This window comes from Arthrobacter sp. FB24, from assembly GCF_000196235.1.
GTDB lineage: Bacteria > Actinomycetota > Actinomycetes > Actinomycetales > Micrococcaceae > Arthrobacter.
In genome coordinates, this window is record NC_008541.1 from 3,520,434 (window position 1) to 3,537,131 (window position 16,698).

A 16,698-nucleotide genomic window follows, 5' to 3' on the forward strand; every position below is an offset into this window, starting at 1 on the left:
AAGTGCCCCTGCGCTACGCAAATGCCCTGGCGCACCAGGAATTCCGGGTGCGCCAGGGCATTTGCGCGTCGCCAGGGCATTTGCGCGTCGCCAGGCGTGAAGCGCGTCGCCAGGCAGTGTGCGCGTCGCCAGGCAGTGCGCCGCGGCGGGGTCAGCCTGCGAGCACGCTACGCGCGGCTTCCCCCACCGCGGCCTTGATGCGGCCGTGCAGCTTCCGGAGGCCTGCCCGGTCCGTGCGGACCTCAATAATGCTGCGCCCCGACGACGGCGCGGCGAGCGCCTTGGCGAGCTCCGCCGTCGTACTTACCGCGCAATGTTCGACGCCGTATGCTGCGGCGAGCGACGAAATGTCCACTTTGTGCGGGGTACCGAAGAGGCGTTCGACGGCGTTCCCGTACGTTCCGGATTCCTGCACGGCGCCGTGCTCCAGGAGGTTGAAGATGGCGCCCCCGGCGTCGTTCAGGACGACGATGCGCAGCAGCGGGTCGTTCTCGGCGAAGCCCAGGAGGAGGCCGCCGGCGTCGTGCAGGAACGTGACGTCGCCGAGCAGCAGCGTGGTTTCCTGCCGGCCGCCCCACGCGATGCCAGTCGCGGTGGAGATGGTGCCGTCGATCCCGGCGAGGCCGCGGTTGGCGAAGATGGTGGCGTGCGGCTCGGGTGCGGGCTGGCCGGCGAGGTCCACGTCGCGGATGCCGTTGGAGGAGCCCAGCATCAGCTGCCCGCGTGCGTGCTTCCACACCAGTGCCCCGACGGTCGGGCCCGTCGCGGCCGGTTCCTCGGACAGCGCCTGGTCGAGCGCATGCTGGGCGGCGGCACCGGCCAGCAGCCAGGCATCCAGCCACCCCGACGAGCCGCGGCCCGAGAAGTCGGCGAGGTCACTGAGGTTGTCCAGCGGAAGCTCGGTCCTGCGGCCCGGCTCGTACCAGGCCACGGGAAGCGGCTGGTAGAGGGCCGAGGGGACGTCGGCGCGGGCCAGCAGCGCAGAGACCGGGCGGGACAGGGTTGGCCGGCCGAACAGGACCACGCGCTCGATCGGCTGGGCGGAGTCCGGGCCGAAATGCTCCAGCAGTAGCCGGTAGGGACCCACGGCATTGGGCCCGAAGCGCGAGTTGGAGGATGGTTCGGCCAGTAGCGGCAGGCCGTGGGCGCGGGCGAAGGCCTCGGCGACCGGGCCGGCGTCGTGCCCTGCCAGCACCACGGTGCGCCGTTCCGCCAGCGTGGCCGGTGCGGGCGCGAGGGTGAGCGGCTCCGGTCCGCGTCCGATCTGCCACGTCCTTCGGCCGGTTGCCTCCGGCAGGTGGTCGGCAGGCGGCGGGACCAGCGGATCGCGGAAGGCCAGGTTCAGCTGCACCGGCCCGGGCGGGGTGTCCTCGAAGACTCCCGTCGCCGCGCTCAGCGCGGTCTCCACAGCACGCTGCGGGTTTGTGCCGGCGGGGACGTCGACGGCGAACCGGACGTGCTCGCCGAAGAGGTCCAGTTGGTCCGTGGTCTGGTTGGCGCCGGTCCCCCGCAGCTCGTCGGGCCGGTCGGCGGAGAGCACCACCAGCGGAACAGCGGCGTGGTTGGCCTCCATCACGGCCGGCAGCAGGTTCCCGACGGCGGTGCCGGACGTGGTGAGCACGGCCACCGGCGCCCCCGTGGACAGGGCCAGGCCCAGGGCTGTGAACCCGGCCGAGCGCTCGTCGATCCGGACCAGGAGTTCCACGCGGCCGGCAGCGTCGGCTTCGGCGAGCGCGTAGGCCATGGGCGCGGAACGGGAACCTGGCGAGACCACCACGTAGCGGACGCCGCCGTCGAGCAGGGTTTTGACAGCGACCCGGGCGGCCTGGATTGCAGTCAGGGTGTCGGATCCTGAGTCGGCCGGAGCACCCGTGGGGTCGCCTTCGGACAGCGGGGCATCATCGGCGGCGGCATAGGCGTTGTTCGGGTCCAGCGGGTTCTCAGAAGTCACCAATCAAGTCTCCCACCAACCCAAACGCTCTCTCACATCCTGCCGCCTCAACCCCAACGCTCTCTCACATCCTGCCGCCTCAACCCAAACGCTCTCTCACATCCTGCCGCCTCAACCCCAACGCTCTCTCACTGTCTTCGACGCAGTGAGAGAGCGTTCCAGGAAAACCGACCAGAAATGGGAGAGCGTCCCAGGAAAACCGACCAGAAGTGAGAGAGCGTCGCCACAAGGAGGGCGGGGCTCACACGAGTTAGGTAAACTGCAGCAAAGCAGTGATTACCCACCCGGAGGATCAGCCCATGAACCGCAAGGCCACCGCACTGGACGTCGCCAAGCTGGCGGGCGTCTCGCGCAGCGCAGTGTCGCTCGTGCTCAACGGGCGGGGCGACGGCAACGTGGCCCTCGAAAGCCAGCAGCGCATCCGGGAAGCCGCGGCAGCGCTGAACTACACGCCAAACGCCATCGCCCTGAGCCTGCGCAACCAGCGGTCGCGGGTCATCGGGATTGTCTCGGACGAAGTGGTCACCAGCCCGTTCGACGGCAACATCATCGCCGGAGCGGATGCCGTGGCCCGGTCCCAGGGCTTTGTGACTGTAGTGATGGATACGGAATCGGACGAGGCCCGGGACGAGGGCGCCGTGGCCACCCTTCTGGACCGCCAGGTGGACGGGCTGATGTACGTCACGGTGGGACTGCGCCCCCTGCACGTCCCGCTCAACATGTTGCAGGTGCCGTCGATCCTGGCCAACTGCTTTGATGACCGCCCAGGGGCCGGTGTTCCCGCCGTCATCCCCGATGAGGTCCGCGGCGGGCGGGAAGCCGCCGAACACGTGATGTCGCTGGGACATCGGGACATCGCCTTCCTCGCCGGCGACTCCCTTACCCCTGCGGCGCCCCGCCGGATCGAGGGCTACCGCGAAGCGTTTGGCGCCGCGGACATGCCCGTCAACGGGGACCGCGTCCTCCAGGTGGGCTGGGATATCGATGCCGGTTTCCACGGCGCCATTAAGCTCCTCGACGGCGTGGAGCCGGCCGCCCGTCCCACCGCGATCCTGTGCGCCAACGACCGCCTGGCCATCGGCGTCGTACTGGCCTGCTACCGGCTGGGGCTCAGCGTTCCGCATGACGTGTCGGTCATGGGTTACGACGACGAATTCCGCATCGCCAAGAACATGGTCCCGGCGCTCAGCACCATGGCCCTCCCGCTCCGGGAGATGGGCGCGGCAGCCATGACGGCGCTGCTCGCCGACGTGGGGTCCGCACCGAACGGAAAGCACGACGGCGGCGGCCCGGCTGCCGCCGCCGGCTCCGGTACCGGCGCTGGGACCGACGCCGTCCACCACGCGGTGACGATGGTTCCGTGCCGGCTGGTGGTCCGGGATTCCACGGGCCCCGTCCCGGCCGGCCGCTAAGGCCCGGCCGGGACGGCCAGACGCTAGGAAGGCTGCCCGAGTTCCCAGACCTCGGCCGTCGCACCGGCGGGAAGCAACAGCTGCCACTCTTCACCGGCAGCCGGGTAGGCGCGGAGCGTTGTGGCCACGGAACCGCTCCTGTACACCTCCACCAGTGAGGCATCCACGAACACGCGCAGTTCCTCCCCCGGCTCGACGGTTCCGCTGAACACGGTCTGGCGGGTACCGTCCCCCACAAGCAGGAGTTCGACGGCGGTGTCCCCGCCGCCTGCGCCGGACTCGCCCGGGCCTGCTGTCACCAGGGCCTCGGCAAACGGCGGCAGCTGGACGGTTCCTCCGGCCCGGCTGGCCGTATGCGCTCCGCGGTAGGCATCGATTTCGGGGGCGGGGCTGACCACCAGGGCGCCGTCCACGACTGAGAGCTCACGCGGGAACGTCAGGACCCCGGCCCAGCCGGCGGCGTCGATGTCGTCCTGGCTGCGGCCGCGGCGTCCGTCCCGGCCCGGGCCCTCGTTGGCCCAGCCCCACAGCAGGGCCCGGTCCTCCAGGGCCACCACCTGCGGAGCGTAGAAGTCGCGTCCGTGGTCTGACTTGCCGCCGCCCCGGGGCGTGAAGACGGGCAGCCCGGTAACCGGGTCCTCGGTCAGCGAACCGATCAGGTGGCCCACACCATTGGCGTGTTCGTGTGCGTCGCCGGAGAGCCACAGCGAGAACATCATCAGCCAGGTTCCGGAATCCCCGAACGAGTCAGCCGAGTCCCCCGCGGCGGCGAAAGACTCAGGCACGCGCACCAGCTGCGGGCACTCCCAGATCTCGGCCGGCGTGAACTTCGAGGCCACGGGGTTCTCCGAGGTCAGCCAGATGCCCTGGTATTTCCAGTCGGTCAAGTCCTCCACCGTGTACAGGAGCAGCGCGGCGTGCCCGTTGGCGAGGCCGGCACCCTGCATGGCGTACCGCTTGCCGTTGAACCTGAAGATGAACGGATCCCGCACCGCGGTCACCTGACCGTCGGCGGGCATCGTTGCCGCAACATGGCCGGTCTGCTCCCAGTAGACCAGGTCTGCCGAACCGCGGGCGATGACCACCTCTGAGTGGCCGCCGTCGCTGCGGACGCCGGAGTACGCGGCGGTGGGAACACCGCCGTCGTCCGTCACCACCCCGGTCCAGCAGCCGTACTCGTCCGGGCCGCCGCGTTGCGGGCGCAGCGCCACCGGGTGCTCCTCCCAGCGCACCAGGTCGGCGGAGCTGACGTGGCCCCAGGCGATCCGGTGGTGCCGGGCGGAGTCCGGGTTGTACTGGAAGAACACGTGGTAGCGGCCGTTGATGAAGCTGACGCCGTTGGGGTCGTTGATCCAGCCCTGTGCGGGACGCGGGTGGAACCGCGGGAAGGCGGGGTCGGGGTGGTGGGCGGCGACGTCGTCGAAACGGACGGCGGCGAGGTCCGGGGAGGGCATGGCGGGGCCTTTCGGTGGGTAGGTTATTTCCCGGTGCCGGCCGTGAGGCCGTCCTGGAGTGCGCGCTGGCCGAACATAAAGACCACCAGCGCCGGAATCATGGACAGGACAACGCCCGCGAGCACCACGGAGATGCTGCCGGTTCCCAGGTTGCCCTGGAGCGAGACGAGTCCCAGCGGGAGCGTGAAGTTTTGCTCGGAGATGGTCAGGATGAGCGGCCGGAAGAACTCGTTCCAGTGGAAGTTGAATGCGAGGATTCCCACGATCGCCATGCCGGGCATCGCCAGCGGCGCATACACGGAACGGAATGTACGCCAGGGCGAGGCGCCGTCGATCGAAGCCGCTTCGGCCAGCTCTGCCGGCAGCCCCATGAAGTACTGGCGCATCAGGAAGGTGCCGAACGCCGTCGGAATGGCCGGCAGGATCAGCGCGAGCAACGTGTCAGACAGGCCCATACCGCGGATCAGCATAAAGACCGGGACGATCGTGACCTGCACCGGCACCATCATGGTGGCGAGCACAATCGAGAAGAGGGCGCCGCGGCCGCGGAACTTCAGGTGCGCGAACGCATAGCCTGCCAGCGCCGCGGACACCATCTGGCCCACCGCGATCAGTCCCGTCACCAGGGCGCTGTTGAGGACGAGCAGGAAAATATTTAGCTGCTGGAATACTTCCCCGTAGGACGTGAAGTCGGGGTTCCAGGGGATGAACGACGGCGGGAGCTTGAAGGATTCCGACGGCGACCGCAGCGAGGTGGACAGGGTCCACAGCACCGGGCCCAGCGTCAGGGCGGCCGCGATCACCAGCAGGGCGATGCGGATGATAAAGGCCCAGTTGAACCGGCGCCGGTTGGCTGGCGTTGCCGGGAGGCCTTCGGACAGCCGGGGGGAATGTCCGGCCAGGCCGTGGTCTGTTGTGGTTGTCATGGCTGGCCTTACTGGTAGAAGACGAATCGTTTGCTGAGCCGGAACTGCGCGGCTGTGATGGCCATGATGATCAGGGTGAGCAGCACCCCGATGGCGGACGCCTGACCGAATTCGAGCCGCTGGAAGGCCGATTCGAAGATGACCATGACGGCTGTGCGGGTGGAGTCACCGGGGCCGCCGCGGGTCAGCACATAGGGCTGGTCGAACACCTGCAGGGCGCTGATGATGGCCATCACCGAGGCCACCAGCGTCGTGGGGCTCAGCAGCGGAAGCGTCACATGCAGGTGCTTGCGCCAGCCCGTGGCGCCGTCGATCGCTGCCGCTTCGTATGTCTCCACCGGAATGGAGGCCAGGCCGCCGATAAACAGCAGGAAGGAAAACCCGAAGTTCTGCCATACATAAACCAGAATCACGACGGCGGCGGACCCGCCCGGCGTGGTCAGCCACGGCACGGCGGGGATGCCCGCGAGGGACAGGAACCAGTTGACCACGCCGAACTGTTCGTTGAAGAGGTACCGCATGAAGATGGACACGGAGGCCGCCGACAGGATCAACGGGAAGAAGAAGGCGGAGCGGAAGAACACGCGCAGCCAGGCCGGCATTTTCTCCTGCACCATGATGGCCAGTGCCAGGGCGAGCCCCAACTGGAGGGCTACGGCCACCACCACGAACACGATGGTGTTCAGGAAGGACACCCGGACGGTGGGGTCCTGGACCACTTCGGAGAAGTTGTCGAAGCCCACGAACGTCGGCGCGGAAATGATGTCCCAGCGGAAGAAGGCGAGGACCACCGACGCCACAATCGGGATCAGGGTGAACAGGCCCATGCCGAGGATCGTGGGGCCCAGGAAGACCCAGGCCAGCCAGCGCTGGGTGTGCCTAGAGCCGGCGCCCGGTGCCGTGGCGTCTTTGGCGGACGGGGCATCCTGCGCTGCCGGCCCGGCGGCCCGCTTCGGCCGCTCCCGGTGCGGGGTGGTGGTGCTCATGACTGCCTCCTCAGGGCCAGTTCAAGGTCGCGCTGCATGGAGGCGAGGGCCTGTTTGAGCTGGCGCTCGTCGCCGCTGACTGCGAGCGATACGTTCTTCATCAGGGCCGTTTCGACGGCCGCCTGCTGGGGTGGTGCCGGAATGGGGCCGGTGGTGGGGAAACGGTCCAGGGTGTCGTAGAAGACCTTCCAATGGGCGGGCCCCTTGCCCGCGTAAAGCTGCTCGTTCACCATGGAGCGGCGCGCCGGCGTCGTAATCGGGTTGGGGAAAATCAGTTCCATGGCCTCGCGGCTGGAACTGAACTTGATCCATTCCCAGGCGGCGTCCTTGTCCTTCGCGGTCTTCATGATCGCGTAGCCCGCGGTGCCGAACTGGTGGCGCTGGCTCTTCCAGCGCGGGAAGAACTGCACGTCGAAATCGCTTTCGCCCATCCCGGCTTCGTGCAGGCCCTGCACCCAGTAGCCGCCGGCGGGGGTGGTCCCGATGCGGTTGGATGCGAACAGTCCCACCAGTGAGCTGCCGCCGCCTTCCTCGGGGCGGACGCCCAGCCCGTCCTTGACCAGTCCGCGGAGGTAGTCGAAGGACTCGAACACGCGGTCGTCATTGGCGTTGGGTTCCAGCCACTGGTAGCCGCCGGAGCGGAGGCCGCGGGAGGGATCGTTGGCGTAGAAGCCGTCCCAAAGCCACTCTCCACCGGCGGACCTGGTCTCCTTCAGGAAGCTGGTGTCGTTCGCGTAGAGCCACGGCACCACTCCGCCGAAGAGCCGGTTGGTCCAGTAGTAGGGCGTGAAGTCCGAGGTCCGGGCTTTCCGCATGGCGGCGAGGCTGTTGCGGAAGTCCATGTGGGTCCAGTCATCCGCCGGGCGCTCCAATCCTGCCTGCGCGAACGCGGTGGTGTTGTAGTACATGTTGGCGGCGTTCCAGTCCATCGGGAGCTGATACAGGCTGCCCTTGTACATGAAGGCCTCCACCAGGCTGGGGTGGACGTCGTCGAAGAACTCGGCCATGTCCGCGGCGTCGCGGCGCACGTACTCGTCCAGCGGGTGGGCAAGCTTTTCAGCGAACAGCTGGGCGCCTTCAGTGGCCACGTAGACCACATCCGGCGGGGTGCCCGCGGCCACCATGGTGAGGATCTTGGTGAAGAAGTCCTTCCAGTCGACGGCCTGGATGGCCTGGACTTTGACCCTGATCTCCGGGTGGAGGCGGGTGAAGGCGTCGATGGCGCGCTGGCGGGCGGCGGCGTCCGCGGCGGTGCCCATGATGGCGATACTGAGGCTGTTGTCCCCTCGGCCCGGAATGTCCGATCCGGAGAGCCGCGGCCAGGACGCCACGGTTGCTCCGATGATTCCCGCGCCCAGGGCACCAAGGGCGGTACGACGGGTGATTTCCCGCAGGTGCCCGTTTGTGGCTCCGGTCATGTCAATTTCCTTCCTAACACGTGTTAGGAACTGTAGATTGCCGACCTAACACGTGTCAAGCGTCACAATGCCACGATGCGTAATGCGACGCTCTCTCACTTCCGGCCGCTTTTCCCCGGACGCTCTCTCACTTCCCGCCTATCCAGCAAATGAGAGGTCCTGGAATCCTCGCGCACTCCACAGCGGGAGGCTAAGCGCATAGACTCGAGGGAAAGGAGAGATTGACATGGCAAAGGGTCCTACGGTTTATCACGTTGCTGAGCGGGCAGGCGTCTCCATCGCCACAGTGTCATTCACCTTCAGGCAGCCCGAGAAGGTAAAGGCATCTACGCGTGAGCTGGTCCTCGCCGCCGCCAAAGAACTTGGCTACGTGCCCAGCGCCAGCGCGCGGGGCCTGGCCCGCGGCCGGACGGGTGCGCTGGGGCTATTTGCCTACGACTTCCTGCTGGACCCGGCCGACAGCATCAGAGGACGGGACCCGCAGGGCCACGACCCCGCACAGGCAGACTCGGAACGCCAGAACGAGGATCTTCGGCTGTTTCCGCTGTATGTGGACGAGGTCCAGCGGGGAGTTGAGCTCGAATGCTGGCGCCGCGGGCAGGCACTGCTGGTCGGCGGCGGCAATCCGGAAAACAACGAGGCCGTGCTGTCCGACATCGCCGGCCGGGTCGACGGGCTGGCCGTTTTCCCCCGGTCGGTGCCCAGCGAAGCACTGGCGCGGATCGCCGGGCGCATTCCAGTCGTCGAAGTCTCTGAGAGTGCGCTTCACCCGGAGTTGGATCACGTCACCGTGGACAACGCTTCGGGCACGCGGGCGATTACCGAGCACCTAGTCACCGAGCACGGCATGAAGAGGCTGATGTTCCTGGGCGGGATGCCGTCCTCGGACAACGATGAACGGCTCGCGGCATTCCTCGCGGCGCTGCGCGATGCCGGGCTGACACCCGCACGCGAGCCGGACTATCCGTGCGGTGGCGAGCAGGCCGTTGCAGAGGTTATCGCGGCGGTATGCCGGGAAAACGCAGTGCCTGACGCCATCGTGTGCGCCACCGATCAGGACGCGCTTGTGGTGCTGGACGCGCTGGCAGCTGCCGGCGTCAAGGTCCCGATGGACGTTGCCGTGACCGGATTTGACGGCATCGCCGCCGGCAGGGTGGTCCGGCCTTCCCTGACCACCGTCCGGCAGCCCATGGAACAGATGGGCCGCGCCATGGTCGAACTGCTGCTGGACCGCCTGGACCACCCGGACAAGCCCCCGGCTTCGTTGCGACTGCCCGTCCGCGTCGTGCTGCGCGAGAGCTGCGGCTGCCGGCCGGACTAAGCCGGACACAGCCCAAACAAAGGGCGTAGTGGCGGCCGCCGCGCGCGGCCGCCGCGCGGGGCCGCCGGCCGCCGCGCGGGGCCGCCGGGTCCGCTGCGCCGCCGCGCGGCACTCCCCGCCGTCGCTTTGCTTTCTGAAGAACCATGCGCGGCGCCGCTTACTGCACCGCGGCGGGCGCCGCGGTTATGCCCCCTGCACCGGACTGTGCATCAAATTTCTTCGGCCAACTGTTGCCAAGGTCACATTCAATGCGCTTAGATTGACCCAGTAATAGAAATCAAAGCGCTTAGATGTTTGTATGGGTGGCCTCGCAGCCCCTGCCAGCACACAGCCCGCCGCGACGACAGTTCACGCGGGACCCACGAAAGGAACAATGATGATCCGTCCGAACGCAACGAAGGCAGCCGCCATAGGCCTCGCCGCAGCGCTGCTGATGACCGGCTGCGGCAGGGACACCGCGGGTTCGTCCCCAGCGTCATCGGCCAAGCCCATTGCCTCAGGCCAGGCATCCGGCACCATTACCCTGTGGGCCCAGGGCAGCGAAGGCGAAGCCCTTCCGGCACTGCTCAAGGAGTTCGAGGCCGAGAATCCCGGCGTCAAGGTCAACGTCACAGCCATCCCCTGGGACGCGGCCCTCAGTAAGTACCAGACCGCCATCGCCGGCGGGACGACGCCGGACGTCGCCCAGATGGGCACCACCTGGATGGGCGATTTCGCCAACTCGTTCGATGCCACGCCCAAAGAGATCGACGCAAGCGACTTCTTCCCCGGCTCGGTGAAGTCAACCGAAGTCGAAGGAACCACCTACGGGGTGCCGTGGTACGTCGACACCCGCGTGGTCTACTACCGCAGCGACCTCGCGGAGAAGGCCGGCATCACCAAGGCGCCCGAAACCTGGGATGACTTCAAGGCCCTTGCCAAGGGCCTTCAAGAGAAGGCCGGGGCAAAATACGGGGTTCAACTGCCTGCCGGGGTCGCCGGCTCCTACCTCGACACCCTCCCGTTCCAGTGGTCCAACGGAGCGAAGTTGATGAACGACGACGGCACCAAGTGGACCCTCGACACTCCGGAAGCGGCAGAGGCCCTGAAGTATTACTCCAGCTTCTTCGCTGATGGGCTCGCGTCCAAGGCTGTCTCCACGGGAACCACTGCCGAGGCGTCCTTCGTGGACGGTTCCGCCCCCATGATGATCAGCGGTCCCTGGCACGTCGGCCTGCTCAACAAGGCCGGCGGGGCAGGATTCGAGGACAAGTACAAGGTTGCCCCGATGCCCAAGGCGAAGACCTCAACGTCCTTCGTCGGCGGCTCCAACATGGTGGTGTTCAAGAAGTCAGAGAACCGCGATTCTTCCTGGAAGCTCCTGCAGTGGCTGTCCAAGCCCGAGGTCCAGCTCAAGTGGTACAAGGCCACCGGCGACCTCCCTTCGCAGCAGGGTGCCTGGAAGGACCAGTCCCTGGCAGGAGACAGCAAGCTCTCGGTCTTCGGCGACCAGCTCAAGACCACCAACAACCCGCCGGCCGTTTCCACCTGGACCCAGGTTGCCGCCGCCGCCGACAGCGAAATCGAACAGATCGTCAAGGCCGGCAAGGACCCCGCGGAGGCACTGAAGTCCCTGCAGCAGGCCGCAGATTCGATCGGCACCGGGAAGTAACAGTGGCCACCACGACAAACGCGATGCCTGCCGGCACCAAAAATGCCGGCAGGCCTCCGGCCCGTGCCAGGGTCCGTGCTGGGCAGACGCGGCGCCGCCGGAACGCGCTCACGGCGTGGCTGTTCGCGCTGCCGTTCGTGCTCATCTTCGGTGTGTTCATGCTGGGTCCGCTGGTCTCGTCGTTCCTGATGTCGTTCACGGACTTCACCAGCCGCGACATCGAAAACCCCTTCGCGGTGGGATTCGTCGGGCTCGAGCAGTATGCCGCCCTCTTCCGGAATCCGCAGTTCCTGCACTCGGTGCTCAACACGGCCTATTTCGTCGCTGCCGGGATCCCACTCACCACGGTCCTTGCCCTCGCGCTGGCAGTGGCCCTGAACAACGGCATCACCCGCTTCCGCACGGCCTTCCGTGTTGGCTTCTACACGCCCGTGGTCACCAGCATTGTGGCCGTCGCCGTCGTATGGCGGTTCATCCTCCAGCCTGACGGACTGCTGAACGTCATTCTCGGCTGGGTGGGCATCGCCGGCCCGGACTGGCTGAACAGCACCACGTGGTCCATGCCGGCCCTGATCCTGCTGGCCGTCTGGCGGAACCTGGGCACGCTCATGATCATCTTCCTGGCCGGGCTGCAGGCCGTCTCGGGCGACATCCTCGAGGCCGCCGAAGTGGACGGCGCCAACGCCTGGCAGCGGTTCATGCGGATCACCTTGCCCATGCTGCGCCCCACGCTCCTGCTGGGAACCGTCCTGCTTTCGGTCGGCTTCCTGCAGTTCTTCGAAGAACCGTTCGTGATGACAAAGGGCGGCCCGCTGGATTCGACCCTGTCCGTCAGCTACTTCACGTACAACCAGTTCGGGTTCGGCAAATACGGACTGGCCTCCGCGGCCAGCTATGTGCTCTTCGTGGCCATCGCGCTGTTGAGCCTGCTGCAATTCCGAGCCCTGCGATCCAAGGACTGAGGACCGATCCCCATGACGATCCCTGACACATCAGCACCGCTTCCCGTCACCGCAGCACCCGTTACGCCGGACCCGGAAAATGCGCCGCCCGCCAGTACCAAATCGAACGCACGACGGCGGTCCGGCCGCCGCGCGCCGGCGCGCCGCACGCTGACCTACGCCGTCCTGGTGGTCGGCGTGTCCGCCACCCTCCTGCCGTTCGCCTGGATGTTCCTCGGCGCGTTCAAGACCCAGGGCGAACTGCTCCGCCGGCCCATCACCTGGTGGCCCGAGCAGCCCACGCTGGACAACTTCCTGATGTGGTTTAACGAGCTGCACATCGGCACGTTCTTCCTGAACAGTGTGGTGGTGGCCGTGTTCACCGTCCTCGGCAACCTGCTGTTCTGCTCCATGGTGGGTTACGCATTGGCCAAGATGGACTTCCCGGGCAAGCGCTTCCTGTTCCTGCTGGTCATGGTCATGCTCATGGTCCCGGGCGTTGTCACGTTTGTGCCGCTGTTCGTGATGGTGAGCAAGCTGGGCCTGGTCAGCACCTACCCGGCACTGATCCTGCCGTTCCTGGCGGCCCCGATGGGCGTGTTCCTGATGCGCCAGTTCATCATGGGCATCCCGGACTCCCTGATCGAAGCTGCCCGGATCGACGGAGCCGGCGAACTCCGCACGTTCCTGCGGATCGTCATGCCCCTGTGCGGGCCGCCGCTGGCCACCCTCGGCATCCTGACCTTCCTCGGGTCCTGGAACAACTTCCTGTGGCCGCTGGTGGTGGCGCAGACCGAGGACATGTACACCCTGCCTGTGGCGCTGTCCCTGTATTCCACCGGCCAGAACGCCACCGACTACGGCCTGCTCCTGGCCGGATCGGTCCTGGTGATCACGCCCATCATCCTGCTGTTCGTTTCCCTGCAGCGCTACTTCATCCAGGGCGTCGCAGCCACCGGCATCAAGTAGGCCGCCTTCTCCCCTGCCCTTCCAGACTTCACCTGACGCAAGAGAGCACCCATTGACTTCACAGACCCGCACCAGCCCGCGCCCCGGAAACCCGCGCCCCGGAAACCCCCGTCCCGGAAACTCCGGCAACAGCACCCAAACCGCCGGCACCGGCCCCGCCACCTCCGTGGCGGCCGACGGCACACGGTACCGGGACCTCAACGGCAACGGGATCATGGATCCCTTCGAGAACCCTGGACTCAGCCCGCACGAACGCGCAGCCGACCTCGTGGCCCGGCTCAGCCTCGAAGAAAAGGCCGGGCTGATGTTCCACACCGTGATTGAGACCGGACCGGGCGGATCCCTGCTCGAGACTCCCGGAAACATCAGCAAGTCGCCCACCAGCACGGTGATCCTGGGCAAGTTCATGAACCACTTCAACATTCACGCCTTGGGCACTGCCCGGGAGGCCGCGATGTGGAGCAACGCCCTGCAACAGCTTGCGGCACAGACCCCGCACGGCATTCCGGTCACGATCTCCACGGACCCCCGCCACGCCTTCATCGAGAACTCCGGCGTATCGTTCACCGCCGCCCACTTTTCCCAGTGGCCCGAGCCGATCGGCCTGGCCGCCGTCGGCAGTGCCGAGCTAATCCGCCGCTTCGCCGAGATCGCCCGCACGGAGTACACCGCCGTCGGCATCCGTGCCGCCCTGCACCCGACCGTCGACCTCGCCACAGAGCCACGCTGGTGCCGGCAGGCCGGAACCTTCGGGCAGGACTCCGAGCTCAGCTCGAAGTACGTCGTCGAGTACCTTCAAGGATTCCAGGGCGACGAGCTGGGTCCGGACAGCGTTGCCTGCACCACCAAGCACTTCCCGGGCGGCGGTCCGCAGCGCGACGGCGAAGACGCACACTTCCCCTACGGCCGGGAACAGGTCTACCCCGGCGGCCGCTTCGACGAGCACCTGGCTCCGTTCCGGGCGGCCATCGCGGAAAAGACCAGCGCCATCATGCCCTATTACGGCATGCCGATCGGCGTCGAGCTGGACGGCGAGCCGGTGGAGGAAGTCGGCTTCGGCTACAACAGGCAGATCATCACCAACCTGCTCCGGGACAAGCTCGGCTACGACGGCGTGGTCCTCAGCGACTGGGAGCTGGTCAACGACAACATCGTTGGCGAGCAGGTGCTGCCGGCGAGGGCCTGGGGCGTTGAAGAGCTCACCGCGCCCGAGCGGATGCTGAAGATCCTCAACGCGGGCGTGGACCAGTTCGGCGGCGAGGAATGCACCGAGCTGCTCCTTGGCCTGGTCCGGGACGGCCTGGTCAGCGAGGAACGAATCGATGAGTCCGCGCGCCGCCTGCTGCTGGTCAAGTTCCAGCTCGGCCTGTTCGACAACCCCTTCGTGGACGAGGACGCAGCGGCCGAAATCGTTGGCAACCCCGAGTTCCGGCGGGAGGGCCACCGCGCGCAGGCAACGTCCGTCACGGTGCTGGCCAACGGAACGCACGACGGCGGGACGGCCCTGCCGCTGACCGGCTCACCCGCCGTCTACGTCGAAGGAATGGACCCGCTGAGTTTCGACGGTTTCGGGACTGTGGTGCAGGACCCGGATCAGGCCGATGTTGCCGTGATCCGGCTGCACTCCCCCTGGGACCACCGCGACGACCTGTTCCTGGAACAGCACTTCCACGCCGGAAGCCTGGACTTCCCGCCCGGGCTGGTCTCCCGGCTCCGGACCCTGGCCGCGAAGGTTCCGCTGATCATCGACGTGCGGTTGGACCGTCCAGCCATCCTCACCCCGTTGGCGGGGTTCGCTGCGGCCCTGGTGGGCACCTTCGGCGTCTCGGACACCGCCCTGCTCGATGCCCTGTTCGGACGCATTGAGCCGCAGGGCAGCCTTCCCTTCGATATTCCCAGGTCCATGGACGCCGTACGTGGTTCACGCTCGGATGTCCCCGGAGACACCGCCGATCCCCTCTTCCGGTTCGGGCACGGCCTGCGGCTACCCGCGGCGCCCAACGCCGGAACCGCCGCTGCTATCCAGTCAGGACTGAGCTCATGAACAAGCGCTTTGATGCCACCCCGGGATTCTCCATCGCCACCCGGCGCCAACTCCTCGCCGGTGCGGCTGCCTTTGCCGTCACCGGGCTCGCCGCCGCCACGGCGCAACCCGGCCTGGCAGCGCCCGGCGCGCAGTCGCCGTCGTACTTTTCACGCGCACGAAACCTGGGCGGAGTGGACCGCAAGGTCATCAAGCGGTGGGCGCAGGACACCTGGAAGTCCCTTGTGGCGATGACCGATCCAGCGACCGGACTGCCGGCCGACTACATCGGTGAGTCCATCACCGCACCGAAGCGGAGCGGCTTCACCTCGCCGACGAACATCGGCGGTTATATGTGGAGCACCGTGGTGGCCAGGGAGCTGAACATCATCAGCGCCAGCGAATGCCGAGAACGGCTGACACGAACCCTCACCACACTGGCCGGGCTCAAGCACCACGAGCCCAGCGGCATGCTCTACAACTGGTACGACGAAGCCACCGGTGAAGTCATCACTGTGTGGCCCGAGAACGGAAACCCCGTGGCGCCGTTCATGTCCAGCGTGGACAACGGCTGGTTCGCAGCGGCGCTCATGGTGGTCCGCAACGCCGAGCCGAAGGTCGCCGCCCTGGCCAACACCATCCTGGGCCGGATGGACTTCGGGATCTTCTACAACAAGGATGCCCGGCCCGGCGTGGCGGCCGGCCTGCTGCGCGGCGGCTTCTACGACGTCAAGCCACCGGTGGAAACGGTCCAGGGCAACTATCTGGGCAAGGGCGCAGACGTCTACTACACGATGAACCATTACGACGTCACCAACTCCGAGCCGCGGATCGCAACGTATATCGGTATCGCGTTGGGCCAGCTGCCGCCGGCGCATTATTTCGCCACCATGCGGGTCTTCCCGGACACGTGCGACTGGTCCTGGCAGGAGCAGAAGCCGGTGGGCGAGCACCGTATGTACATGGGCATCGATGTTTTCGAGGGCGCCTACACCTATCGCGGAATGCGGATCGTGCCCAGCTGGGGCGGGGACATGTTCGAGTCCCTGATGCCGGACCTGTTCGTTCCGGAGTCCGACTGGGCGCCGAAGGCGTGGGGCATCAACCACCCGCTCACCGTCCGTGCCCAGCGGGAGTTCGGCATGGACGACGCGAAGTACGGCTACTGGGGCTTCTCGCCCGCCAGCCACCCGAACGGCGGCTACTCCGAGTGGGGCGTCGACGCCCTGGGCATGAGCAGCGACGGTTACCCGTCCGACGTCGAACGCACCAGCGTGGACACCGGCTTCGACGGCTGCCGCCCGGCCGGCAACCCAACGCCAAGTTGGGGCGACGGCGTGGTGACTCCCCACGCCGCGTTCCTCGCGATGGAATACGAGCCCCGCGAAGCGTACGACAACCTGGTGAAGATCGAACGCGACCTCGCCGCCTATGGCGCCGGCGGCTTCTTCGACGCGGTTGCTGTGAAATCCGGCACCGTGGCCAGGAGGTACCTCTCGCTGGACCAGGCCATGGTCCTCGGAGCGATCGGCAACGTGTTCGGCGACAACGTGATCCGCCGCAACTTCGTGCAGGGCGACGTCGAGAGGGTCATCAAACCGCTCATCGCGGTGGAGGAGTTCGGCGCCGGACTCGTCGGCTAGGGC

General features: G+C 67.1%; 12 protein-coding genes. 7 read left to right on the forward strand and 5 right to left on the reverse strand.

Features of this window, described 5'->3' with window-relative positions; all coding sequences use genetic code 11:
- Positions 1–151 precede the first annotated feature (151 nt).
- Positions 152–1,951 carry a 2-succinyl-5-enolpyruvyl-6-hydroxy-3-cyclohexene-1-carboxylic-acid synthase gene (gene menD / locus ARTH_RS15945; RefSeq protein WP_011692967.1) on the reverse strand — a complete coding sequence of 600 codons (1,800 nt, stop codon included), beginning with the start codon at positions 1,949–1,951 and terminating at the stop codon, positions 152–154.
- A 299-nt stretch (positions 1,952–2,250) separates the two neighbouring features.
- Between menD and ARTH_RS15950 the strand changes: the two genes are divergently transcribed.
- On the forward strand, positions 2,251–3,363 hold the full coding sequence (locus tag ARTH_RS15950) for a LacI family DNA-binding transcriptional regulator (RefSeq protein WP_011692968.1): 1,113 nt from the start codon (positions 2,251–2,253) through the stop codon (positions 3,361–3,363).
- A 23-nt stretch (positions 3,364–3,386) separates the two neighbouring features.
- Here the strand turns inward: ARTH_RS15950 and ARTH_RS15955 are convergent, their stop codons facing one another.
- From ARTH_RS15955 to ARTH_RS15970, 4 genes are read right to left on the reverse strand one after another with little or no spacing between them, the layout of a single operon-like run.
- Complete coding sequence (locus ARTH_RS15955; protein ID WP_011692969.1) at positions 3,387–4,817, reverse strand: glycoside hydrolase family 32 protein; 1,431 nt, start codon at positions 4,815–4,817, stop codon at positions 3,387–3,389.
- Positions 4,818–4,840: 23 nt separating this feature from the next.
- On the reverse strand, positions 4,841–5,743 hold the full coding sequence (locus ARTH_RS15960) for a carbohydrate ABC transporter permease (protein ID WP_011692970.1): 903 nt from the start codon (positions 5,741–5,743) through the stop codon (positions 4,841–4,843).
- A gap of 8 nt (positions 5,744–5,751) precedes the next feature.
- Positions 5,752–6,729 (reverse strand): carbohydrate ABC transporter permease, encoded by a 978-nt coding sequence (locus ARTH_RS15965; RefSeq protein ID WP_011692971.1) that lies wholly within the window; start codon positions 6,727–6,729, stop codon positions 5,752–5,754.
- The gene (locus tag ARTH_RS15970) at positions 6,726–8,147 is read right to left on the reverse strand and encodes an extracellular solute-binding protein (RefSeq protein WP_011692972.1); all 1,422 of its coding nucleotides are present in this window, start codon (positions 8,145–8,147) and stop codon (positions 6,726–6,728) included. Before ARTH_RS15970 ends, ARTH_RS15965 begins: the two co-directional genes overlap by 4 nt.
- Positions 8,148–8,373: 226 nt before the next feature.
- On the opposite strand from ARTH_RS15970, the gene ARTH_RS15975 reads away from it, so the two are divergent.
- The 6 genes from ARTH_RS15975 (at position 8,374) to ARTH_RS16000 (ending at position 16,695) form a co-directional block, all read left to right on the forward strand.
- Positions 8,374–9,468 (forward strand): LacI family DNA-binding transcriptional regulator, encoded by a 1,095-nt coding sequence (locus ARTH_RS15975; protein ID WP_011692973.1) that lies wholly within the window; start codon positions 8,374–8,376, stop codon positions 9,466–9,468.
- Positions 9,469–9,844: 376 nt separating this feature from the next.
- Complete coding sequence (locus ARTH_RS15980) at positions 9,845–11,119, forward strand: sugar ABC transporter substrate-binding protein (protein WP_011692975.1); 1,275 nt, start codon at positions 9,845–9,847, stop codon at positions 11,117–11,119.
- 23 nt (positions 11,120–11,142) lie between these two features.
- Complete coding sequence (locus ARTH_RS15985; RefSeq protein ID WP_043430931.1) at positions 11,143–12,081, forward strand: carbohydrate ABC transporter permease; 939 nt, start codon at positions 11,143–11,145, stop codon at positions 12,079–12,081.
- A 12-nt stretch (positions 12,082–12,093) separates the two neighbouring features.
- The gene (locus tag ARTH_RS15990; RefSeq protein WP_011692977.1) at positions 12,094–13,029 is read left to right on the forward strand and encodes a carbohydrate ABC transporter permease; all 936 of its coding nucleotides are present in this window, start codon (positions 12,094–12,096) and stop codon (positions 13,027–13,029) included.
- A 214-nt stretch (positions 13,030–13,243) separates the two neighbouring features.
- On the forward strand, positions 13,244–15,073 hold the full coding sequence (locus tag ARTH_RS15995) for a glycoside hydrolase family 3 protein (RefSeq protein WP_156810834.1): 1,830 nt from the start codon (positions 13,244–13,246) through the stop codon (positions 15,071–15,073).
- On the forward strand, positions 15,070–16,695 hold the full coding sequence (locus ARTH_RS16000) for a glucoamylase family protein (protein WP_011692979.1): 1,626 nt from the start codon (positions 15,070–15,072) through the stop codon (positions 16,693–16,695). The genes ARTH_RS15995 and ARTH_RS16000 overlap by 4 nt, the downstream gene beginning before the upstream one ends.
- The last annotated feature ends 3 nt before the right edge of the window (positions 16,696–16,698 follow it).